Annotated in this window: 24 protein-coding genes; 16 read left to right on the forward strand and 8 right to left on the reverse strand. The window is 45.8% G+C overall.

Going from position 1 to position 19,968, the window contains the following annotated elements; all coding sequences use genetic code 11:
* Positions 1 to 22: 22 nt before the first annotated feature.
* The 5 genes from ACO0K1_RS09850 to ACO0K1_RS09870 all read right to left on the reverse strand — a co-directional run bounded on the left by ACO0K1_RS09850 (position 23) and on the right by ACO0K1_RS09870 (position 2,292).
* The gene (locus ACO0K1_RS09850) at positions 23 to 448 is read right to left on the reverse strand and encodes a BLUF domain-containing protein (RefSeq protein WP_423025165.1); all 426 of its coding nucleotides are present in this window, start codon (positions 446 to 448) and stop codon (positions 23 to 25) included.
* Between the two features lie 71 nt (positions 449 to 519).
* Complete coding sequence (gene folE / locus ACO0K1_RS09855) at positions 520 to 1,227, reverse strand: GTP cyclohydrolase I (protein WP_423025167.1); 708 nt, start codon at positions 1,225 to 1,227, stop codon at positions 520 to 522.
* 54 nt (positions 1,228 to 1,281) lie between these two features.
* Positions 1,282 to 1,485 carry a cysteine-rich CWC family protein gene (locus tag ACO0K1_RS09860; RefSeq protein ID WP_423025169.1) on the reverse strand — a complete coding sequence of 68 codons (204 nt, stop codon included), beginning with the start codon at positions 1,483 to 1,485 and terminating at the stop codon, positions 1,282 to 1,284.
* On the reverse strand, positions 1,482 to 1,709 hold the full coding sequence (locus ACO0K1_RS09865; protein WP_423025171.1) for a zf-HC2 domain-containing protein: 228 nt from the start codon (positions 1,707 to 1,709) through the stop codon (positions 1,482 to 1,484). The genes ACO0K1_RS09860 and ACO0K1_RS09865 overlap by 4 nt, the downstream gene beginning before the upstream one ends.
* Positions 1,710 to 1,725: 16 nt before the next feature.
* Complete coding sequence (locus ACO0K1_RS09870) at positions 1,726 to 2,292, reverse strand: sigma-70 family RNA polymerase sigma factor (RefSeq protein WP_423025173.1); 567 nt, start codon at positions 2,290 to 2,292, stop codon at positions 1,726 to 1,728.
* A 99-nt stretch (positions 2,293 to 2,391) separates the two neighbouring features.
* Here ACO0K1_RS09870 and argB point away from each other — a divergent pair, with 99 nt between their 5' ends.
* The 4 genes from argB to ACO0K1_RS09890 all read left to right on the forward strand — a co-directional run bounded on the left by argB (position 2,392) and on the right by ACO0K1_RS09890 (position 5,494).
* On the forward strand, positions 2,392 to 3,315 hold the full coding sequence (argB, locus tag ACO0K1_RS09875) for an acetylglutamate kinase (RefSeq protein ID WP_423025175.1): 924 nt from the start codon (positions 2,392 to 2,394) through the stop codon (positions 3,313 to 3,315).
* Positions 3,316 to 3,387: 72 nt separating this feature from the next.
* Positions 3,388 to 4,098: a pyrimidine 5'-nucleotidase gene (locus tag ACO0K1_RS09880; protein WP_423025177.1), complete on the forward strand. Its 711-nt coding sequence runs from the start codon at positions 3,388 to 3,390 to the stop codon at positions 4,096 to 4,098.
* A gap of 226 nt (positions 4,099 to 4,324) precedes the next feature.
* Positions 4,325 to 4,900 carry a nucleoid occlusion factor SlmA gene (gene slmA, locus ACO0K1_RS09885; protein ID WP_423025179.1) on the forward strand — a complete coding sequence of 192 codons (576 nt, stop codon included), beginning with the start codon at positions 4,325 to 4,327 and terminating at the stop codon, positions 4,898 to 4,900.
* Positions 4,901 to 5,014: 114 nt separating this feature from the next.
* Positions 5,015 to 5,494 carry a DUF962 domain-containing protein gene (locus ACO0K1_RS09890; protein WP_423025181.1) on the forward strand — a complete coding sequence of 160 codons (480 nt, stop codon included), beginning with the start codon at positions 5,015 to 5,017 and terminating at the stop codon, positions 5,492 to 5,494.
* A 174-nt stretch (positions 5,495 to 5,668) separates the two neighbouring features.
* On the opposite strand, the gene ACO0K1_RS09895 is transcribed toward ACO0K1_RS09890, so the two are convergent.
* Positions 5,669 to 6,967 (reverse strand): diguanylate cyclase domain-containing protein, encoded by a 1,299-nt coding sequence (locus tag ACO0K1_RS09895; protein ID WP_423025183.1) that lies wholly within the window; start codon positions 6,965 to 6,967, stop codon positions 5,669 to 5,671.
* 414 nt (positions 6,968 to 7,381) lie between these two features.
* Here ACO0K1_RS09895 and pabB point away from each other — a divergent pair, with 414 nt between their 5' ends.
* The 10 genes from pabB (at position 7,382) to ACO0K1_RS09945 (ending at position 16,862) form a co-directional block, all read left to right on the forward strand.
* Entirely contained in the window at positions 7,382 to 9,271 is a 1,890-nt protein-coding gene (gene pabB / locus ACO0K1_RS09900) for an aminodeoxychorismate synthase component I (protein WP_423025185.1), read from the forward strand.
* 130 nt (positions 9,272 to 9,401) lie between these two features.
* Entirely contained in the window at positions 9,402 to 10,565 is a 1,164-nt protein-coding gene (locus tag ACO0K1_RS09905) for an ABC transporter substrate-binding protein (RefSeq protein WP_423025187.1), read from the forward strand.
* Positions 10,566 to 10,630: 65 nt separating this feature from the next.
* Positions 10,631 to 11,698: a branched-chain amino acid ABC transporter permease gene (locus ACO0K1_RS09910; protein ID WP_423025189.1), complete on the forward strand. Its 1,068-nt coding sequence runs from the start codon at positions 10,631 to 10,633 to the stop codon at positions 11,696 to 11,698.
* Positions 11,695 to 13,530 (forward strand): ABC transporter permease subunit, encoded by a 1,836-nt coding sequence (locus tag ACO0K1_RS09915; protein WP_423025191.1) that lies wholly within the window; start codon positions 11,695 to 11,697, stop codon positions 13,528 to 13,530. Before ACO0K1_RS09910 ends, ACO0K1_RS09915 begins: the two co-directional genes overlap by 4 nt.
* Complete coding sequence (locus ACO0K1_RS09920; RefSeq protein WP_423025193.1) at positions 13,527 to 14,264, forward strand: ABC transporter ATP-binding protein; 738 nt, start codon at positions 13,527 to 13,529, stop codon at positions 14,262 to 14,264. The genes ACO0K1_RS09915 and ACO0K1_RS09920 overlap by 4 nt, the downstream gene beginning before the upstream one ends.
* Before the next feature lie 359 nt (positions 14,265 to 14,623).
* Positions 14,624 to 15,010 (forward strand): tautomerase family protein, encoded by a 387-nt coding sequence (locus ACO0K1_RS09925; RefSeq protein WP_423025195.1) that lies wholly within the window; start codon positions 14,624 to 14,626, stop codon positions 15,008 to 15,010.
* A gap of 18 nt (positions 15,011 to 15,028) precedes the next feature.
* Positions 15,029 to 15,205, forward strand: coding sequence for a hypothetical protein (locus tag ACO0K1_RS09930; protein ID WP_423025197.1), 177 nt, complete (start codon positions 15,029 to 15,031; stop codon positions 15,203 to 15,205).
* A 33-nt stretch (positions 15,206 to 15,238) separates the two neighbouring features.
* Positions 15,239 to 15,778 carry a hypothetical protein gene (locus ACO0K1_RS09935; protein WP_423025199.1) on the forward strand — a complete coding sequence of 180 codons (540 nt, stop codon included), beginning with the start codon at positions 15,239 to 15,241 and terminating at the stop codon, positions 15,776 to 15,778.
* Positions 15,779 to 15,889: 111 nt separating this feature from the next.
* Positions 15,890 to 16,279 (forward strand): hypothetical protein, encoded by a 390-nt coding sequence (locus ACO0K1_RS09940; protein WP_423025201.1) that lies wholly within the window; start codon positions 15,890 to 15,892, stop codon positions 16,277 to 16,279.
* Between the two features lie 370 nt (positions 16,280 to 16,649).
* A complete protein-coding gene (locus ACO0K1_RS09945; RefSeq protein ID WP_423025203.1) occupies positions 16,650 to 16,862 on the forward strand; it encodes a cold-shock protein in 213 nt (70 codons plus the stop codon).
* A 634-nt stretch (positions 16,863 to 17,496) separates the two neighbouring features.
* Here the strand turns inward: ACO0K1_RS09945 and ACO0K1_RS09950 are convergent.
* Both ACO0K1_RS09950 and ACO0K1_RS09955 read right to left on the reverse strand, forming a co-directional pair.
* The gene (locus ACO0K1_RS09950; protein WP_423025205.1) at positions 17,497 to 17,832 is read right to left on the reverse strand and encodes a c-type cytochrome; all 336 of its coding nucleotides are present in this window, start codon (positions 17,830 to 17,832) and stop codon (positions 17,497 to 17,499) included.
* 27 nt (positions 17,833 to 17,859) lie between these two features.
* Positions 17,860 to 18,780 carry an alpha/beta fold hydrolase gene (locus ACO0K1_RS09955; protein ID WP_423025207.1) on the reverse strand — a complete coding sequence of 307 codons (921 nt, stop codon included), beginning with the start codon at positions 18,778 to 18,780 and terminating at the stop codon, positions 17,860 to 17,862.
* A 462-nt stretch (positions 18,781 to 19,242) separates the two neighbouring features.
* Here ACO0K1_RS09955 and acpS point away from each other — a divergent pair, with 462 nt between their 5' ends.
* Together acpS and ACO0K1_RS09965 are read left to right on the forward strand one after the other, a co-directional pair.
* Complete coding sequence (gene acpS, locus ACO0K1_RS09960) at positions 19,243 to 19,620, forward strand: holo-ACP synthase (protein ID WP_423025209.1); 378 nt, start codon at positions 19,243 to 19,245, stop codon at positions 19,618 to 19,620.
* Between the two features lie 108 nt (positions 19,621 to 19,728).
* Positions 19,729 to 19,968 (forward strand): acyl carrier protein, encoded by a 240-nt coding sequence (locus tag ACO0K1_RS09965; RefSeq protein WP_423025211.1) that lies wholly within the window; start codon positions 19,729 to 19,731, stop codon positions 19,966 to 19,968.

Raw genomic sequence — 19,968 nt, forward strand, 5'->3', positions numbered from 1 at the left:
TTTTGTTTTACTATGCCAGATATCAGGATCTGCCAATAATAGAGGCAGTCGCCATTAACTCGTCGATCAACGCCAGTAACATTTTCCCTGGCATATCGTGTGGGTTGAGAATCGGCAATGGTGAATATTTGAGCAACATCGATGGATTGAGTTTACTCATGTTGACTTGTCCCATCGTCCAGCCTCCGTAGCGACGCTCAGTGATTTCTTCATAATCAAGCAAGATCACATCATGATGACGGCTATCTTTTAAAATATGGCTATACAACTGATTGACGGCATCGCGTCCACCTTCCAGAACTTGCATAAACACGGTGTCGGTATGGCATAAAACGCCAGTAATACCGTTCTGTGGATTATGCGAACGAGAAGTCTGCATGATCGATTGCACCGTATCGCAAATATTTGTATCAATGGCACGACTGGCATACAACAAACGAACTAACATAGGATTCCCTGTCTGGATTAACGTTTATTTGGTGCTTATTTGGTGTTTATTTATCGACAATTTATCGATAATCAGCGCTTGATTAACGATAAAAATTCACGGCGCAGATTGGGGTCTTTCAAGAAAGAACCATGCATCACGCTATTGATCATTTTGGCTTCAGTATCTTTCACGCCGCGCCAATGCATACAGAAGTGATCTGCTTCCATGACCACCGCCAAACCATCTGGTTGCATTTTCTCTTGCAGGGCATCGGCGAGTTGCACGACTGCTTCTTCCTGAATTTGTGGTCGGCTCATGATCCATTCAGCAATCCTCGCGTATTTTGATAAACCGATCAAATTCGAATGTTCGTTCGGCATGACACCTATCCATACCTTACCCATAATAGGGCAAAGGTGATGTGAGCATGCACTTCGGACCGTGATGGGGCCAATGATCATCAACTCATTTAAATGCGATGCATTGGGAAACTCGGTGACCGATGGCATTGGTACGTAACGGCCGTGGAACACTTCATTGATGAACATTTTAGCGACACGCCGCCCGGTATCCTGGGTGTTGTGATCGCTGTCGGTGTCAATCACCAGGCTTTTCAGCACTGCGCGTAATTTTTCTTCGACTTCTGCTTGCAGCTCTGCAAGTTCACCAGGCTCAATGAACTTGGCAATATTATCATTCGCGTGAAACCGCGTTTTGCTCGCAAGCAGGCGTTCCCGTATGCGTTGAGAGGTAGGGATGTTGACCGCTTGGTAAGCGATGGACGTATCGTTAGACATGCATAATTCCTATCGGAAAGGCCTATACCGGAATGCCTATGGTAACTGAATTCTTTATAGTTTGCTTTTGGCCGCGATTACCTCAGATTTCCAGAGCGGCAGGCAGTGTGGACAAAGACAAGTGGCGTTGGGATCGATGTCGGCTTTAGGTAAAGTGGGCGCGTCGATAGCAGGTAAAACCATACACCAACACGGCTGATTGGTTTTGTCTGCGACCGCACAAGTAAAGTCTTGTTGACAACGTTGACAAACACTCATCGTTGTTTATTTTTTGGTGTTGAAATACTGCCCGGATCCACGTCCTTGGATAAAGTGTGCATGGCTTTACGTAATAGATGCATTTGACCATTAAAATTGGTACAGGCATCACAAATCGACAGGTGCAGTTTTAAACGGGCGCGTTCGCTGACCGACAATGGCCGGTCTAGCCCTTCGGAGACGATCCGATGAGCTTGTTTGCAAGAGTATAAGAAAAATCGCATATATTGGTTACCTGTATTAGTGATTGCCAAACCAATTGAGGTCTAAGCATTCGCGCAGTCTTAAACGCGCACGATATAAGACCACCCAAAGATTAGACGTAGTCAGACTCAATTCCTTACAAATTTCTTCAGTATCAAGTTCCAACCACTCACGCATCATAAAAACTCTTGCTGTTTTTTCAGGTAAATTTTCAAGGCAGATCTCTAACACACGGAAAAAATCCTTTTGTTGCAAGCTCGATTCAGGCTCGCCCCAGGCATTCGGCATACTGACCGTATGGCCATTTGCCTTAAATAAATTGTCAATCAGATCAGCTTCTGATTCATCGTCGGCGGTATCAAGTGCAACTTCCCGCTTTAAACTGCGCAAATGATCAATTATTTTGAATTTCAGGATACCGGTCACATAGGTACGCAAACTAGATTGGCCGGCAAAACTATCCGGTTTTTCCAGTACAGCGAGTAAAGCTTCCTGCACAGCATCCTCTGCTGCGTTTTCGTTGCGTAATTGCAAAAAAGCAAAACGTAGCAGTAACGGTCGCATGCTTTCAAGCTGTTGATGCAAGTCGATAAGGTTGGTCATAAATTCAATAATGAATTGGCACAGGTAAAACCGGTATTATCCTGTAAAATTCGGGGCTAACGAATAAACCCTTCATGATACTTTCAGGATACCGTCATTATGAGCGATTTGAACGCAAAAGCAGAAGTGCCAGTTGATAAATTAGCCGGTGTCGAACCCGTCATTAAAGCGGAGATTCTGGCAGAAGCGCTGCCTTATATCCGTAAATTCCACGGTAAAACCATCGTGGTCAAATACGGTGGTAACGCAATGACCGAAGAGCGCCTGAAACATGGTTTTGCCCGTGACGTTATTTTGTTGAAATTAGTTGGCATGAACCCCGTCGTCGTGCATGGTGGTGGTCCACAAATCGACAATGCGCTCAAGAAAATGGGAAAACAGGGGACCTTTATTCAAGGTATGCGCATTACCGATGAAGAAACTATGGAAGTGGTTGAATGGGTGCTTGGTGGCGAAGTACAGCAAGATATCGTGATGTTAATTAATCATTATGGCGGTCAGGCAGTAGGTTTGACGGGCAAAGATGGCGGCTTGATTCGCGCCCGCAAAATGATGATGCCGGATCGTGAAAATCCGGGCGAAATGTTAGATATTGGCTACGTCGGTGAGATCGATGCGATCAACCCGGCTGTCGTCAAGGCTTTGCAAGATGATGCTTTCATTCCTATTATTTCGCCGATTGGTTTTGGTGACGATGGTCAGGCTTATAACATCAACGCGGATCTGGTTGCTGGCAAAATTGCAGAGATTCTGAAAGCTGAAAAGCTGATTATGATGACCAATATTCCAGGCGTATTGGATAAGCAAGGTAAATTAGTCACCGATTTGTCCGCGCGTGAAATTGATGAAATGTTCGCTGATGGCACGATTTCTGGTGGTATGTTGCCAAAAATTTCTTCGGCTCTCGATGCTGCAAAATCAGGCGTGAATACGGTGCATATTATCGACGGTCGTATTGAACATTCTTTGTTGCTCGAAGTGTTAACTGAACAAGCGTTCGGTACCATGATTCGTAGTCATTAATTTGTTGCCGACCTATCTATGGCTTCACGTTTGCCCTGACGTGAAGCATATTGTCCATGTTGGAAAAATCTGATGAAGAACGCACTTACACAGCGGTCTTCATTGGTCTGGCTGTTTGATCTTGACAACACGCTGCATAATGCGTCGCACGCCATTTTTCCGGCGATTAACCGGAATATGAATGCGTACATTGCGAAGGTGTTAGGTGATGGGATCACCCCAGCTGATGAGGTAACCGTCAATGCGGTACGCCAGGATTATTATCAACGATATGGCATCACCATGGTAGGGATGGTTCGACATCATGGCGTCAAAGCAGATGATTTTTTGCAGGCGGCGCATGACTTTGATGATTTGCAGACAATGATCAGGGCTCAACGTGGGTTGCTTCGTTTATTGCGTCAATTGCCGGGTAAGAAAGTATTGTTTACCAATGCCCCGCGTGACTATTCACAGCGTGTGATGCGCCATTTGAAGCTACATAAATATTTTGACGGTCATATTTCCGTCGAAGAAATGCATGTCCATGGCAATTTGCAACCGAAACCTTCGGCATCTTTTTTGCGGAAATTGTTAGCGACGCATGGTTGGTTGGCCCAAAATTGTGTTTTGGTCGAAGACAGTCTGGATAATTTACGTGCCGCGAAAAAAGTCGGCTTGCGGACCGTGTTGGTCAACGCTTATACGCCCGCACATTTACGTAACCGCCCTGCGGCTTGTGTTGATATCAGTGCTAAGTCAGTGGGTAGTTTATCGAGACGCCGACGCGGGTTTTTACCATAAAACGGGCATTTTGCATTAAGCTGATAACATGTAAGCTTTAGTCAAGTCTAATTTCTGACAGAATATTCTTTTTATCGCTTCACATTCATAGCCGGTTTCACATAGAATCTGAAGCCCGCAATGATTGCGGAGTCGCAGACCGTGACAATGTAACATCCGCGCCGTTTGGTGTTGGAGTTTGATTTGTCACCTCATCAAATTTTTTCGTTACTCAGAACAAAGAAAAATGGCAAGTACCAAACCTGGCGAGCGCAAATTACAGATATTACAGACGCTGGCAAGCATGCTCGAAAACCCGAAAGGGGAAAAAATAACGACGGCCGCACTAGCCGCCAGAGTTGAGGTGTCCGAGGCAGCGCTGTATCGTCATTTCGCCAGCAAGGCACAAATGTTCGAAGGCTTGATTGAGTTTATCGAGGCCTCGATTTTTGGTCTGATTAATCAGATCAGCACCCAACAGGAAGATGGACTTGCACAAACACAGGCCATTATCCTGATGCTACTTAACTTTTCTGAACGAAATCCGGGCATGACCAGAGTATTGATCGGCGATGTTCTGGTGAACGAGGATGAACGATTGCAAGTGCGTATGAATCAATTGGCTGATCGTATTGAAATGGCATTTCGGCAATCTTTACGTTTAGCTGCAACTCAAGGCCATTTACCTGAGACTGAGGCTGGCGTTCGTGCTTCATTGCTGAGCAGTTTTGTATTGGGGCGGTGGATGCGTTTTGCAAAGACTGGATTCAAGCAATTGCCGACCGAGAATGCTGCACTGCAAATCGCAATGCTGTTACGCTAAAGCCGCAATTCGTGCAATTTCTCCTGTTTCCGCAGTATCATGGTGCGCCGATGCTAAAAAGCACGGTAGCCTGATATTAAAATTACACAGAAAAAACTGTGACAGGAGACAACAATGAAAGTATCTGAAAGTCGGATGGTCGACGGGACGGACGCGCAGTTAAGGCGTCGCCACATCGACATTTTGTTGGGTAAATATGCGGAAAGTCATTTACATCCAGTGAATGAAATAATTCATTGTATTTGTGTGCCAGCGATCGTGTTTTCTTTCCTGGGAATGATCTGGTCGGCGCATCCCTTAGCAGCTTGTGCTGCCGTCATGACGAGTCTGCTTTATTATTTTTCTCTATCTGTGCGTTTTGCCATAGGCATGTTGCTGATGTCGGCGGTGATGCTCTTGATATTGCAGCAGTTACCACCTGCAGGTATCTGGAAAATTTCTTTGCTGATCTTCGTCGTTGCCTGGATAGGGCAGTTCATCGGACACAAAATTGAGGGCAAAAAACCATCGTTTTTTGACGATTTGCGCTACTTATTGATCGGGCCATTATTTGTTCTCGGATTGTTGTATCGCCGTTTGAATCTGAAGTACTAAGATACTAAAAGATAACCCTCATTTGTCAGCAGAGCAATCGTGCTCCGCTGACATACACGATGGTTTAGTTAATGGTAAAAGGTAAGCGGCAGTCGGTGTTTGGTGGATGCTTAATGGTGAATGGTGAATGGTGAATGGTGAATGGTGAATGGTGAATGGTGAATGGTGAATGGTTCAGAGGATGTGATCAACTTGACTCATCCCGTTCGGATCATACAAAGACCAAGTATTCCTACCTGCATTTTTAGCTGCCTTAAGTGCAAGATCAGCTAAGTGCAAAAATAAACGTTGATCGACCGCATGTAAAGGGCAGCAAGCAATGCCAATACTTCCGGTGACAACCAAACGTTTGCCTTCTAGTGTTAATGGTTTTTGCATTGCCTGAACCAACCTTGCCGCGAGATTTTTGACTGTATCGAGATTATCGACATCAGGTAGAACGGCGGCAAATTCATCAGCATCCACTCGGCATAAAGTATCCGTATTGCGTAATACTTCAGATAAACGCTGCGCCATAATTGCCAGGATTTGATCGCAGACATCGTAGCCATAGACTTGGCTGATGTTTTTAAAATGATCAAGATCAATAAACATCAGCGCCATCATTTCCTGATTGGCAATGGCATCTTCCAGATTATTGGTCAACAAACGATGGAAGTAATGTCGGTTAGGAAGCTTCGTTAAACTATCGTGATTCTCTAAAATATTCAGGCGATTTTCTGCTTCGCGTCGTTCGTGGGCTTCGCTATGAACATCCTCTTCCCACGCCTCAATACGCGCTAGCATCAAATTAAAATGTCGGTGTAGGTGTCCAAAATCCTGATCGGAATTTACCGCAGAACGCGAGCTGAAATCACCCGTCGTAGCGACCTTTTCTGCCATATCAGCCAGCTGCAACGCGGGTTGCAATAATTTGAGCTGATGTTTGGTTAGCACGTAAGCAGTGATGACGGCGATGAAAGCAAAACCAGCCAAGTCACAAATAAATAACTGAAAAATCCGTCGATACATGGCGGATGTTTTACTTTGCACGACCAACTGACCGTGTACGCCTGCGGCGTCAATAATCGGTGTGCTAATTACCACGCTTAAGGCGGAGAAATGGACTTCCGAGGTTTTCTCTAAAACGATATCCGGCATGCTTTCAACGTTAATTAAAGCACTGGCATTGGAGCCAAGTAGAGCATGTCCTCGGCGGTCGTAGAGTGTGATGGCGATGACATCTGTATCGCTTTCTGTATTTAACACCAGACTTTGCATGCCTCGTAAATCACCTGCAACCAACTGATCAGATAAATTGTTGGCGAGGACCACGGTCTTCAGTAGCATTTCGCTGCGGATTTGTTTGTGCACCTCAAAACCAGCAATAAAAGAACAAAGCAATAGTGCAGCACTCATCGCCAGTGTGAGCAGGCGCAGATGTTGTACGAACATTTGTTTTGCTGCCGGTGAGCGGAGGTAAATTTTTTCCATGTGACTCTGATGTCTAACGACCCTATGAAAAGTGATATGTAATGCTCTGTTAGTTGGGAGAGACGTACAACCCGGTGGGTGCATCGTGCTCAGGTGTGGGGTGGGGTGGATTTAGTCGTTTTTTCCGGTGGAAATCTGGCTTTAGCTGTTTTAAATTTCCATCAATTTATTGGCGAGTTTATTATTTGCAGCTTCATAACAGGAGATAGTTTTACGTAAGTTTTGCATTGTGGCAAGAAAAAACGTCTAGTCCCGCCTCTAATGCAACACCTTGCCATTTTTGCATAATGTATAAATGATCATAGAAATTTTGCTTGCCCAAGATTTTTCCAACGTAAAGCTGCAATTAACAACTAATGCAAAGAGCTCGATCTGCGAGTAAACTCTGGCACCACCTCAAGTTTAAGTAAAACCGTGCCTCTAATTTTTGATAGCCCAACTGTCGTCGCGGGTTTGCAGCATGAACGCCGCGCCTTTGCCTTGCTTGACGATGCGCATACTGAATCCGCACAATCCCGCCTTTATGTAGATTTGCAGGAGGTATTGCTGTGTGCTGATAAGGCAGAATGGCCTGCATTCATACAGAATCTCGATGCCGCGCTTGAAAAAGGATATTTCGCTGTCAGCATGCTGTCGTACGAAACCGGCGCCCAGTTGCAAAACATTGCACCGCGCGACACGCCTGCGATATCTAAAATTCTCATATTCACTACTTGTTACCAGCTTAACCCATTGCAGGTGCAGGAATTTTTGACGAACATGTCATTGCTTGACAGATCGCCGCAGGCATCTATCGCCGGAATTGCGAATATTCGTCCTAGTGTGAATGAACAACAATTCGATGAAGCCATTAGCAAGGTTCAGGCATATATCACGGCGGGTGATACTTATCAGGTGAATTATACGTATCGATGGCATTTTGATGCGTATGGTAGTCCTTTACATTTGTATCGCCGGTTAAGAGAACGGCAACCAGTGCCTTATGGAGCGCTGATCCAGCTCCCTGATGGTGAGGCAATAGTGTCGATGTCGCCAGAACTGTTTGTGCGCCACAGTCGTGGGCAATTGCAAGCCCGTCCGATGAAGGGCACGGCAGCCGCAACGGGTGACACATTAATAGACCAAAAAATCGCAGCAGAGCTGGCGCAGGATACCAAGAATCGTGCAGAAAATCTGATGATCGTCGATTTGCTGCGCAATGATTTAGGACGTATCGCCGAAGTCGGATCGGTCAGCGTGCCAAAGTTATTCGAGGTTAATCGTTTTTCCAGTGTGCTACAAATGACGTCCACTGTTGATGCACGCTTACGCCAGAATTTGCGTCTGATCGACATTTTGTCTGCGTTGTTTCCATGTGGCTCGATCACTGGCGCACCGAAACGTCGCACGATGGAAATTATTCGTGAAATTGAAACCGCGTCACGTGGCTTGTACACCGGAGCGATAGGTTGGTTTGATCCTCCCACAGATACAACAACACCGGGCGATTTCTGTTTGTCGGTACCTATCAGAACCTTGCAACTAAAGGCGCCCGAGCCACCACGAAAGCGACAGCTGAGACGCGGTGTGATGGGGGTTGGCGCAGGAATTGTATATGACAGCGTGGCACACGAAGAATTTGCCGAGTGTCAGCTTAAGGCCAAATTTTTAACAGGATTGCAAGCCCAATTTGAGCTATTTGAAACCATGTACGCGACCCATGAAGGCGGGTGTCGACATCGGTATCATCATCTTGAACGATTACGTAAATCGGCCAATTATTTTGGTTTTATATGGGAAGAATCCAAGATCAATCGTCTGCTACAAGATGCTTGTGATGCGTTACCACCACAAATACCGCATCGCCTGCGTTTAAGGTTGAATCCACAAGGGCAGGTTGAAATTAGCACTGGTGTATTAAACCCACTTAGTACGCAGCCCAAGGTGCTTTTAGCCGACCAACCAACCGATAGCAACGATTTGTTTTTGCAACATAAAACAAGCATCCGCGAATGTTATGACAACGCCTGGAAAAAGGCAGAACAACATGGCGCATTTGATATGCTCTTTTTTAATGAGCAAGGACATCTGACGGAAGGCGGACGCAGTAATGTCCTGCTACTCAAAGAAGGCCGTTGGTTAACGCCACCTTTATCTGATGGTGTATTGCCAGGCATTATGCGTGCGCAATTGCTTCTCGATCAACGCTATCGTTTAACTGAACAAACATTAACTCGTCATGACCTCGAGAGCGCGCAACAAATTATGTTGTGCAATTCACTTCGAGGTGTATTCAGTGTGGAATTAGTCACACAAGCGATCTGATACAGCGCAATTTTTATGAGAAATACCAGACTTTTTAGTTGAGAGTTTGTACTTTTTTTAAGCAGCGAGTTACACTCAAAAAATAAGGCAGGAACATGTCTGCCTATTTAATTTATACGGAGACCTACCCATGAAGCAACGTTTCGTTCTCGCAGCTTTGCCTGCTCTGCTGTCTTTAATCATCTGTGCACCTGTATCGGCGCAAATCAAAGTGGGTGTCAATGTATCTGCCACAGGCGCTGGCGCTTCATTGGGGATTCCCGAAAAAAACACATTCGCTTTATTGCCCAAAGAAATTGCCGGTAAGAAAGTCGAGTACATCATTTTAGATGACGCATCAGACACGACCACAGCAGTTAAAAATGCCCGCAAATTAGTCTCTGAAGACAAAGTTGATTTGCTGATTGGCTCGACGATTACGCCGCCGTCATTGGCGATGATTGACGTTGCTGCAGAAAGCGAGACACCGATGATTTCGATGGCGGCCTCGGCGGTTATTGTCGCGCCGATGGATGCCAAACGTTATTGGGTCTTTAAAACACCACAAAACGATTCCCATATGTCGACAGCGATTACCAGTCACATGGCAGATACAGGCATCAAAACCGTTGCATTTATTGGCTTTAATGATGCCTACGGTGAAGGATGGTATAGAGAATTTTCTAAATTGGCAGAATTAAAAAAAATCAAAATCGTTGCTAATGAGCGGTTCGCCAGACCGGATACCTCGGTAACTGGGCAGGTATTAAAAATCATGGCCAGCAATCCTGATGCAGTGTTGATTGCCGGCGCAGGTACGCCTGCAGCGTTACCGCAAAAGACCCTGAAAGAGCGCGGCTATAAAGGAAAAATCTATCAGACTCACGGCGTTGCTAACAATGATTTTTTACGGGTCTGTGGGAAAGATTGCGAAGCTACCTTTTTACCGGCAGGACCTTTGTTGGTGGCAGCACAATTGGCCGCTGAAAATCCGGTCAAAGCATCCGCTTTAAAATATACGGCTGCCTATGAAAAAGCCTATGGCGCAGGCAGCATTTCGACATTTGGTGGACATGCCTGGGATGCAGGTATGTTGCTGGAAAATGCTGTGCCAGCGGCCCTCAAAAAAGGCCAGCCGGGTAGCAAAGAGTTCCGTGCAGCGTTGCGTACCGCGATTGAAAATACGACCAATCTCGCAGTGTCGCATGGCATTGTCAATATGGGTCCAACCGATCACGTAGGATTCGACCAGCGCTCACGCGTGATGGTGCAAATTGTCGGTGGTAAATGGAAGCTGATCAGCCAGGGAAATTGATATTTTACTGCGGTCATTTCAGCGCCATTATTTACCTATTTTTCTGATGTGAAAGTCTGCTTTCTATGGATTTTTCAATTGCCGCCATCCTGGCGCAAGATGGCATTACCAGCGGCGCGGTGTATGCGTTGCTGGCCTTAGCTTTGGTGTTAGTTTTTTCGGTCACCCGCATTATTTTTATTCCACAAGGCGAATTTGTTGCATTTGGTGCCTTAACTCTGGCGGCAATACAAAATGGTAAGGCGCCACATACAGCGACGTTGTTGGTGGTGCTGGGGGTGTTGTGTTGGATAAAGGAAAGCGTTGTAGCAATTCGCAGTCGTTCTCAAAATTCACCCGCTAGTCATACTGTCAAGCGACTTTTACAATCCGGTTTTATATTGGTTGTGTTACCTGCTGTAATGTGGGGTACGACGCATCAATTCAACTTGCAAGACTGGCCTTTATTCGGACAGGTTTTATTGGCCTTAGCGTTAGTAATTCCTATGGGGCCGATGATTTACCGACTCGCCTATCAACCGCTGGCAGAGGCAAGTACATTGGTATTGCTGATTGTTTCAGTGGGTGTGCATTTTGCATTGACGGGTTTGGGTTTGGTCATGTTTGGTGCCGAGGGATCTCGTACTACTGCATTTAGTGATGCTCACTTTGAAATTGGTGCACTGATGATTTCCGGACAAAGCGTGGTCGTGATTGCGGTGTCTGCGTTATTAATTGTCGCCTTGTATTTTTATTTTGAACGCAGTTTATCCGGTAAAGCTTTACGTGCGACTGCCGTCAACCGCCTTGGCGCGCAGTTGGTCGGCATCGGTACAACGCAAGCAGGTCGCCTGGCATTGACCTTGGCGGCCACCATAGGCGCGCTCTGTGGCGTATTGATTGCACCGATGACGACCGTATATTACGACGGCGGCTTTTTGATCGGACTGAAAGGTTTCGTTGGCGCGATTGTTGGAGGTTTAGTCAGTTACCCTTTAGCGGCAGCGGGTGCAATATTGGTTGGTTTATTGGAATCCTATTCGTCATTTTGGGCGAGTGCTTACAAAGAAGTGATCGTGTTCACCTTGATTATTCCGGTGCTCTTGTGGCGTTCATTGACCACCACCGCGCATGACGAGGAGGATGAAGCATGAAAAAGAATATCCTCCAAAAAGGATTGTTTAACTTCGGTCAATATCTGGCAATGGCATTGTTGTTATTGCTACCCGTTTTTCCGGTCCCAGAATTTTGGATTACGCTAGGGAATTACATCGGACTGTCTGCGATCGTCGCCCTAGGGCTGGTGTTGTTGACCGGCATCGCCGGGTTGACTTCGTTCGGACAAGCGGCCTTTGTGGGTATCGGTGCGTATGCCACGGCCTATTTAAGCACGGCGATGGGATTCTCACCGTGGGTGGGTTTGTTGGTTGGCTTGCTTATTACAATGCTAGCAGCGATCGCGATAGGCGTGATTACGATGCGCTTATCTGGCCACTATCTTCCATTGGGTACGATTGCCTGGGGATTGTCTCTATTTTATCTCTTCGGTAATACAGAATTTTTGGGTAAATATGATGGTTTGAATGGCATTCCCGCCATTACTATTCTGGGTGTTAGTCTGGATAATGGGCGCACTATGTTTGCCCTGATCTGGTTGATTTTATTCATTTGCATTATTGCGCTCCAACATTTGTTGCAATCACGTCCAGGGCGCGCCATCCGCGCGCTCAAAGGCGGTGTCGTTATGGCAGAAGCAATGGGCGTGAATACGTTCAGAATGAAATTGATTATCTTCGTCATTGCCGCCATGTTGGCGAGCATTTCTGGATGGTTGTACGCCCATTTACAACGGGCGGTAAACCCCACGCCATTCGGTCTCAATGCCGGTATTGAATATCTGTTTATGACCGTCGTTGGCGGGGCTGCATATCTCTGGGGTGCGGTACTTGGCTCCGCCTTGCTGACGATCCTGAAGGACAAATTACAATCGTTTTTGCCAGCGTTGTTAGGCAGTGAAGGTAATTTTGAAATTATTGTTTTTGGTGTTTTACTTGTATTTCTGTTACAGCACGCACGTGATGGTGTGTGGCCTCATCTGGCACGTTTTTTTAGGACGATTGGTAAATCCTGGTTACCAGGAAATTCTGATTTTATGGTGAATCAACAAGCTGCCACATTATCTCATCGCCAAAAGCCAGCAGCCAATACCGTCATTTTGGAAGTTGATCAGGCACGCAAGCAATTTGGCGGCTTACTGGCCGTCAATGACATGCAATTCAGCGTCCATGCAGGACAAATTCTCGGTCTGATAGGCCCAAATGGCGCTGGTAAATCGACGATGTTTAATCTGATTACGGGTGTGCTTCCCTTGACGTCCGGTGCGGTCAGATTTTATTCGAACGGAAGCTTACAGAATATTGCCGGGCTTCCTTCTCGGGATATCGTCAGCCGAGGCATGGCGCGCACTTTTCAACATGTGCGCTTACTGAGCACGATGAGTGTTTTGGAAAACGTTGCCATTGGTGCTCATCTGCGCAACAAAGGACATGACGTAACGGATGTCGTCGCCAGTATTTGTCGACGTGATCGTCACGTTGAAGATAGTTTGCTCGCTGAGGCAAGCAGGCAGTTAGAACGTGTTGGATTGTCACATCTGATGCATGAAGAAGCAGGAAGCCTGGCTTTGGGGCAACAGCGTATTTTAGAAATTGCCCGCGCTCTATGTTGTGACCCCGTTCTGTTGTTACTCGACGAACCGGCGGCTGGCCTACGTTATAAAGAGAAGCAAGAATTGGCGGCTCTTTTAAATAAATTACGCGCGGAAGGGATGAGTATTTTGTTGGTAGAACATGACATGGATTTTGTAATGAATTTAACCGATCATCTGGTCGTCATGGAGTTTGGAACCAAGATCGCTGAAGGTCAACCAGAAATGATACAACGGCATCCCGCGGTGTTAGAGGCGTATCTGGGTGGGGTGGATTGATGAACTTGCTGACGGTCTCTGATTTGGAAGTATTCTATGGCAAGGTACAAGCCTTACAGCCTACTGCGATCAATGTCGATATGGGAAAAATTGTGACCGTTATTGGTCCAAACGGCGCAGGCAAATCCACGATGCTTAATGCCATTGCCGGCGCGTTACCTGCGACCGGAAGTCAAACTGGAAATGTTCTTTTTAGCGGACAAAATTTGGTGGGCGTAGCAATAGAAAAACGTGTTGCTGTCGGGATGTCGTTGGTGCCAGAAAAACGTGAGTTATTTGCCAGCATGAAGGTGGAAGATAATTTATTGCTCGGGAGTTACCGACGCTATCAAGCGGGTGAAAAAGAGTATGCCGATCAGATGCGCGTGGTGTATGACTTGTTTCCACGTCTTAAAGAACGTCGTCAACAGCAAGCAGGTACCTTATCCGGTGGTGAAAGGCAGATGTTGGCTTTGGGACGTGCATTGATGGCTAAACCACGTTTGCTGATGCTGGATGAGCCTAGTCTTGGGTTAGCACCACTGATCGTCAAAGAAATTTTTCAGATTATTCAGCGATTAAAGCAAACAGGTGTGGCGATTTTGTTGGTCGAACAGAACGCTCGGGCAGCTTTGCAAGTGGCAGATTATGGTTATGTACTTGAAACCGGCGCCGTCGTTTTAGAAGGTGCGGCCAGCGATCTGGCCGAAGATCAACGTGTGGTTGATACCTATCTGGGCTTGACGAAGAAGTGAACGGTCGAGTTGTGGAGTTATCGAGTTGTGAAGTTATTGAGCTGTCAAAGCGCACCGTGCCATATCAGCATGGTTCAATGACAAATTCCTTTGTCTACAGCGGTGAAACCCAAACCTCGCGATCAATCATTGCAGCGATTGCTCCTTTTTTCCGTAGGCGGAAGAAAGGTTTGGGGATGAGCTTGGTTGCAACAACAGCTTCCTTTTGAATCACTTAGACGTATGTAGACGGATGCATCGCGCCGAACCCGATCATCGCGCAATTGTGGATTTACAAAGATTACAAAGATTGTAAAGATTGTAAAGATTATCAAATAGTCTATAATAAATTTCACCTAAACGTATCACGAGTCAGCTCAATGCCCATCGCTAAAATTGAAGTGTGTCGTGCGCGGCCTCCAGAGCAGGTGGCGGCAATGATTGAGGCCGTCTATCAGGCGCAATTGGAGGCGCTGAAGGTACCCACGGACGACAAGCAAATACGCTATATTGAACACAAGCCAGAGCATTGCCCGATTCCACCTGGCAAAACAGGGAATTACACTTTCGTTGAATTTTTACTGTTTCCGGGTCGTTCTCTCGAAGCAAAACGTCGCTTATATCAAGGCATCGTCCAACGTTTTGGTGCAATGGGGATTCAGGCCTCTGACATCCTGATTGTGTTGCACGAACCACCGCTAGAGAATTGGGGTATTCGCGGCTTACCCGCGTCTGAAGTTGATCTGGGGTTTAATTTGCATGTCTGAAAACTACGAGAGGCAAAAATGGAAATCTTGTCAGAAGACAGTTTGTTGATTCTTGTCATCCTGGCGGTCAGTGTCGGTATTTTCTTGCATATCAAAGCCTATGGAGGAAAAGACGGCGAACGATACCGCAAGATGCAAATGCAAGGCCCTTTTGTGCCGACATCTGATGATAAAAAAAGTTATCCTGCGGAATAAAAACGCAATATTAAAAAATTGGAAAGAAAAACCGTGATCAAACCTTTGACGGCAGTTTTTTTGTTGCTCGTGAGCGGATTAAGCGTAGCGCAAGAAAAACCGCCATTGAATTATGAAAGTTGGGGCGTTTGTCCGTTTGAATGTTGCACATATCGTGATTGGACGTCAGAGGAAGATACGCCAGTGCACCGTCGCCGTGATGATAAGTCGCCAGTCGTCTTTCGTTTACAGCGTGATGAACAGGTGACGGGGTTGACGGGCGTTGTGGTGACAGAAAAGCCGATGATCGTGACGATCGATAGAACGGTAGAAGATGGTTTTAATAATGGTGAAAATGTGTCGCAACTGACGCTACATACCGGTGATGTCGTGTACTTCTTGGCGCCGTTGGGCGAAGGCAATTTTACATTCTGGTATCACGGTAAAGTATATCAAAGTGGTGATGGCCTGAGGACGGTGCCGCGCGATGACCAATACGGTGCGATGACGTGGTGGAAGCTTGTGAGAAACAGCAAGGGCAAAATGGGTTGGACACGTTCCACCAGGTTTAAAAATGTTGATGCTTGTGGATGATTAAGGTAAATCGTTTTGTGAACAACCTTTGAAAAATCGCATCAACAAACAGAGCAGATTTCGTTGAAGCACTCTTTGACTTAATGCGGGGCAAATATGACGGGAATTTCAATGACAAATTTTCCGGCGCACCTGGGTCTGGGTGCGACAGTCAGCGCAGAACCCGCTTTCACTGGTGACATGCAGTGGTACGAAGCTTACGTTAGCCGACATCTGTCCGACGGCGTAGAGGGTAGGTTGGTATCAATGCATACCTTTGATCGTTCATGGGATATGGGGGGAATGCATCCTCACGGCGCCGAGTTGGTGCTGTGTACAGCCGGCGAATTGACTTTATATCAGGAACATCCTAATGGAGAGAAAACGCACATGATATTGAAGTCAGGTGATTATGCGATTAACCCGCCAGGGATATGGCATACGGCAGATATTGTCGTATCAGCGACAGTGGTATTTATCACTGCGGGAGTAGGTACACAGCATCGAGAACGAGCCAATTGAAACGGTGTAATGTGTTGCTCGCAATCTTGAATTGATTGTCGATTAATAATCGTTGCATCCTGGTTTTGGTTTGGTTTGGTTTGGTTTGGTTTGGTTTGGTTTGGTTTGGTTTGGTTTTGTTTTGACTACTTCTAGACTGTTTCTTAAATCACCAGAAATGTAAGCAGAAAAAAAGATTAGGTGATTTTGCAAAAGGTGTGTATATTGCGTCCTGTACTTGCATCAAGTCGTTATATTGTTGGTCCCAATTCCGCATAGCTGTATCCTCTGGCTGTTCTGTTTTTTCTCCTCCGGTTTTATTTCTTGGTTTCAAGTGCCTACAGGCATGCGGACAATGTCGTCTGCGCCAGATAATAAAAAGGAAAATAACATGAGTACTCAAACAGGAATCGTTAAATGGTTCAATGATGCTAAAGGCTTCGGCTTTATCGCTCCAGATGCAGGCGGCGCAGATTTGTTCGCTCACTTTCAGGACATTCAATCCAATGGCTTCAAAAGCTTGAGTGAAAACCAGCGCGTTTCTTTCGAACGCACTTCTGGTCCTAAAGGCGACAAAGCAAGTAACATTCAGGTTCTCGCATAATTTTATTTTTTCAATTGGCTGAATTTTCCGCCTTAATTTGTTGAGATTGAAATTTGCTTTTCGCTGTATCGTTTTCGTCGTATCGATGCTCTGATTGTTCTGAAATACCGGCCTGGTGCACTATGCAGATAGCATAGGTGCCTGGTGAACAAGCTTCATCTTTGCGACAAACTTTCACATGTCACTAAGACGCTCTCAAGCGAATTACTGATGCATCACCCATTCTCACCGGCCAGTGGCACCACACAGATAGTGTGGGTTATTGGGAAATGGCGTAGTGGGTGTCAGATGTTTCATCATGCATCCTTTTATCAAAGACTATTGAAATGATGTGCGGCATGCGCTGCATAGAATTCAACGAGATTTTGCTCTGAAGGATTTGTGAAAGTTCACATTCGTTTTAACTCTGTCATCTGCATAAAGCTGACATAGACAGGAATAGGCGACTCACCCCGCAAGCACCGCGCAGATAGCACGGGCATTGCTCTAGTCGACGGCACCACGCAGATAGCATGGGTTGTTGACGAGTCGTTGCAATGAATGTATCGCCCACCAAATTTTTGGTGGGCTTTTTTATTTCTGGTTTGTTTTTGGAATTACGATAACCATTTGTGTCGCTATCAACGTGACAGCATTACTTTTTACCGGTGACACTGACCAGGTAACGTACTAATATTTTAATCTCGTCGTCACTCAAACCCTTGATGGCTGGCATCTCACCTTTACCGTGGCGCACGGCGTTTTCTATTATCTCAGCATTTGGTTGCAAACTATCAAGATCCGGCCCACTTTCTGCCATTGAATCAGCATGCTTTAAGCTGTGGCAAAACGAGCAGGCTGGCACGGCTTTTTGATTAAAGATTAGTTTGCCTTGTTCTTCGATATTTTGCCCTACCGCTACATTGCCAATTGTTGCACCAACGAGCAACAATAACGCATAGGACGTCGATATTTTCAGTATTAGTTTCATTACTCAGTGCCCTTCTGAAAATTGGTTTTACTGCAAAAATATATTCACAGCAGCAAGCGTGACGACGGGATTTTCTTCCTGCGGTACATGCCCTAACTCATCAAACATAATCAACTTGCTACCGACAATATCTCGTTGAAACCATGCGGCGTTTTCGGGCGGAATTAATTTGTCTTTGCCACCCCACAAAATTAGCGTGGGTACATGGATGTTCTTAATCAGATCGGCGTCTGCTCCCTGATCGAGCTGTTTCATACGAATTCCCAGGGCGTGGCGATTACCTGCACGCAAAGTCATCGCCTCATAACGGTCAACCAATGCGGAGGTCACTTTTTCAGGATCACCATACACATTTTTTACGCTCTGTTCCATCATCGAATGCGGCAGTGTGTGCGTCATGAGCCAAGACATGGCAGGCAACCGCGCAAGCTTGAACCCCAGCGGTATTGCCAGCGGTGTGAACGCATATCCACCCGCATCAACCAAAATCAGTTTATCTACCCGGTTTGGCGCTGCTACCGCAACATGCCAGGCGATCTCACCTCCTAAAGAATTACCACCGATGACTGCATGGTTAACATGCATGGCGTCCATCAGATCCAGAATAAACTGGCTATAGTTTGCAATATGGTAATCATCAGTCTGGTTAGGTCCTGTCAATCCAAAGCCTGGTAAATCCATGGTAATGACGCGATGTTGTTTTTTGAGTTCTTTGACCCATCCTTCCCAGGTATGCAAGCTCGACGACGTGCCGTGAATGAGCACGATTGGGGCTGGATCTTCATGCCATCCTTCGTCCCGGACATGCACTAAAAACCCTTTCACATCAACAAATTGGGATGGTGGTGGCGCCCATTGTTGAGTGAGTTCTGCAACACTTCGGTCTGGTGCCCAAGTCAACGCTAAAGAAATGAAGACCATTCCAGCGATGGCAGAAAGTATGATCATGCATACCAGTAGTAATTTCTTTTTTAGACTGGAAGGGGTGGATGTTGATGACATGTAATTTACTTCATTGAACCGAATCCGAGATTATATGTTGATGAGACGACACGAACCGAACATTTATGCCAATTTCGGCTTGGTGTATGACGAATCAGCAAAGAGGAAATAGTGTGTATCGTGCCCTTAACGAAAGTTTTTGGTTTACGTCAATTTTGTTACAGGTAGACAAGCTATTATTTTCATAAGAATTAAATAAAATTTCTTTGCGGAAATTTTTCATGAAGTTTTCACAAAATATAACGAAAATAGACAAAAAACTTCACTATTTTTAACGCTGAAAAGTTGGTATTCGGCTATTCTAGTGTGCTTAAAAGTAACTAATTATTATCGGCTATGGCGTGTTTTCAGGCGTTCCCACATTTTCAGATTCGCCCGCGTTGTTCGACAAAGTCGCGGCCGGAAAAGATGCTGCTTGGCACGGATTTAGTCTGGATACCTGAAATTCAGCGTTCTATAATGCAATTCGGAGAACGTTACTTGCAGCGTATGTTCAGTCCGCAAGAGTTATCTGATTGTCATAGTTTGCATCAGAATGACTATGCCAGTCTGGCAGCAAGAGTGGCCGCAAAAGAAGCCACAATGAAAATTTTAGGGCTGACAAAAGAGTCGGTCGTGCCTTGGAACTCAATTGAAGTCATCCGTCGTCAAAACGGCAGTCCTGTTTTACGTTTGCATCGCCAGGCGCTGGCATTCGCTCGTGCGGCACGTATTGACGAATGTGTACTAAGTCTTAGTCATGAACATGACTATGCCATCGCGACGGTTATTGGCACATCACGATAAGAGTTGGCTCAAAAAAATAAAGTAAGCATGCCGATGAAGTATGTTGATCACTATTCAGAAATATTCATTAACACCATTTACATTTCATTTAGTCATTGAGAGAAATTTATGAGCAAAGAGCAAATCCGCCAGGTATTAAAAGAACATGGAAAATTTTCGGCCAACATCGACACATTGGCTGATGATGCTGATTTATATGAAGCCGGCATGACTTCGCACGCCAGCGTTAACGTGATGCTGGCGCTGGAAGACACATTTGACCTGGAATTCCCGGATCGCATGTTAAAACGCAGTGTTTTTGAAAGTATCAATGCCATCAATGCTGCCATTGAAGAATTGACTGCCTGA

The sequence above is a fragment of the Undibacterium sp. SXout20W genome, from assembly GCF_049340285.1.
In the GTDB taxonomy this organism is placed as follows: domain Bacteria; phylum Pseudomonadota; class Gammaproteobacteria; order Burkholderiales; family Burkholderiaceae_D; genus Undibacterium.

Excerpts from the sequence above, each read along its gene's own strand:
- ACO0K1_RS09850 (WP_423025165.1), bottom strand. The coding sequence starts at position 448 with ATGTTAGTTCGTTTGTTGTATGCCAGTCGTGCCATTGATACAAATATT.
- folE (WP_423025167.1), bottom strand. The coding sequence starts at position 1,227 with ATGTCTAACGATACGTCCATCGCTTACCAAGCGGTCAACATCCCTACC.
- ACO0K1_RS09860 (WP_423025169.1), bottom strand. The coding sequence starts at position 1,485 with ATGAGTGTTTGTCAACGTTGTCAACAAGACTTTACTTGTGCGGTCGCA.
- ACO0K1_RS09865 (WP_423025171.1), bottom strand. The coding sequence starts at position 1,709 with ATGCGATTTTTCTTATACTCTTGCAAACAAGCTCATCGGATCGTCTCC.
- ACO0K1_RS09870 (WP_423025173.1), bottom strand. The coding sequence starts at position 2,292 with ATGACCAACCTTATCGACTTGCATCAACAGCTTGAAAGCATGCGACCG.
- argB (WP_423025175.1), top strand. The coding sequence starts at position 2,392 with ATGAGCGATTTGAACGCAAAAGCAGAAGTGCCAGTTGATAAATTAGCC.
- ACO0K1_RS09880 (WP_423025177.1), top strand. The coding sequence starts at position 3,388 with ATGAAGAACGCACTTACACAGCGGTCTTCATTGGTCTGGCTGTTTGAT.
- slmA (WP_423025179.1), top strand. The coding sequence starts at position 4,325 with ATGGCAAGTACCAAACCTGGCGAGCGCAAATTACAGATATTACAGACG.
- ACO0K1_RS09890 (WP_423025181.1), top strand. The coding sequence starts at position 5,015 with ATGAAAGTATCTGAAAGTCGGATGGTCGACGGGACGGACGCGCAGTTA.
- ACO0K1_RS09895 (WP_423025183.1), bottom strand. The coding sequence starts at position 6,967 with ATGGAAAAAATTTACCTCCGCTCACCGGCAGCAAAACAAATGTTCGTA.
- ACO0K1_RS09905 (WP_423025187.1), top strand. The coding sequence starts at position 9,402 with ATGAAGCAACGTTTCGTTCTCGCAGCTTTGCCTGCTCTGCTGTCTTTA.
- ACO0K1_RS09910 (WP_423025189.1), top strand. The coding sequence starts at position 10,631 with ATGGATTTTTCAATTGCCGCCATCCTGGCGCAAGATGGCATTACCAGC.
- ACO0K1_RS09915 (WP_423025191.1), top strand. The coding sequence starts at position 11,695 with ATGAAAAAGAATATCCTCCAAAAAGGATTGTTTAACTTCGGTCAATAT.
- ACO0K1_RS09925 (WP_423025195.1), top strand. The coding sequence starts at position 14,624 with ATGCCCATCGCTAAAATTGAAGTGTGTCGTGCGCGGCCTCCAGAGCAG.
- ACO0K1_RS09930 (WP_423025197.1), top strand. The coding sequence starts at position 15,029 with ATGGAAATCTTGTCAGAAGACAGTTTGTTGATTCTTGTCATCCTGGCG.
- ACO0K1_RS09940 (WP_423025201.1), top strand. The coding sequence starts at position 15,890 with ATGACAAATTTTCCGGCGCACCTGGGTCTGGGTGCGACAGTCAGCGCA.
- ACO0K1_RS09945 (WP_423025203.1), top strand. The coding sequence starts at position 16,650 with ATGAGTACTCAAACAGGAATCGTTAAATGGTTCAATGATGCTAAAGGC.
- ACO0K1_RS09950 (WP_423025205.1), bottom strand. The coding sequence starts at position 17,832 with ATGAAACTAATACTGAAAATATCGACGTCCTATGCGTTATTGTTGCTC.
- ACO0K1_RS09955 (WP_423025207.1), bottom strand. The coding sequence starts at position 18,780 with ATGATCATACTTTCTGCCATCGCTGGAATGGTCTTCATTTCTTTAGCG.
- acpS (WP_423025209.1), top strand. The coding sequence starts at position 19,243 with ATGCTGCTTGGCACGGATTTAGTCTGGATACCTGAAATTCAGCGTTCT.
- ACO0K1_RS09965 (WP_423025211.1), top strand. The coding sequence starts at position 19,729 with ATGAGCAAAGAGCAAATCCGCCAGGTATTAAAAGAACATGGAAAATTT.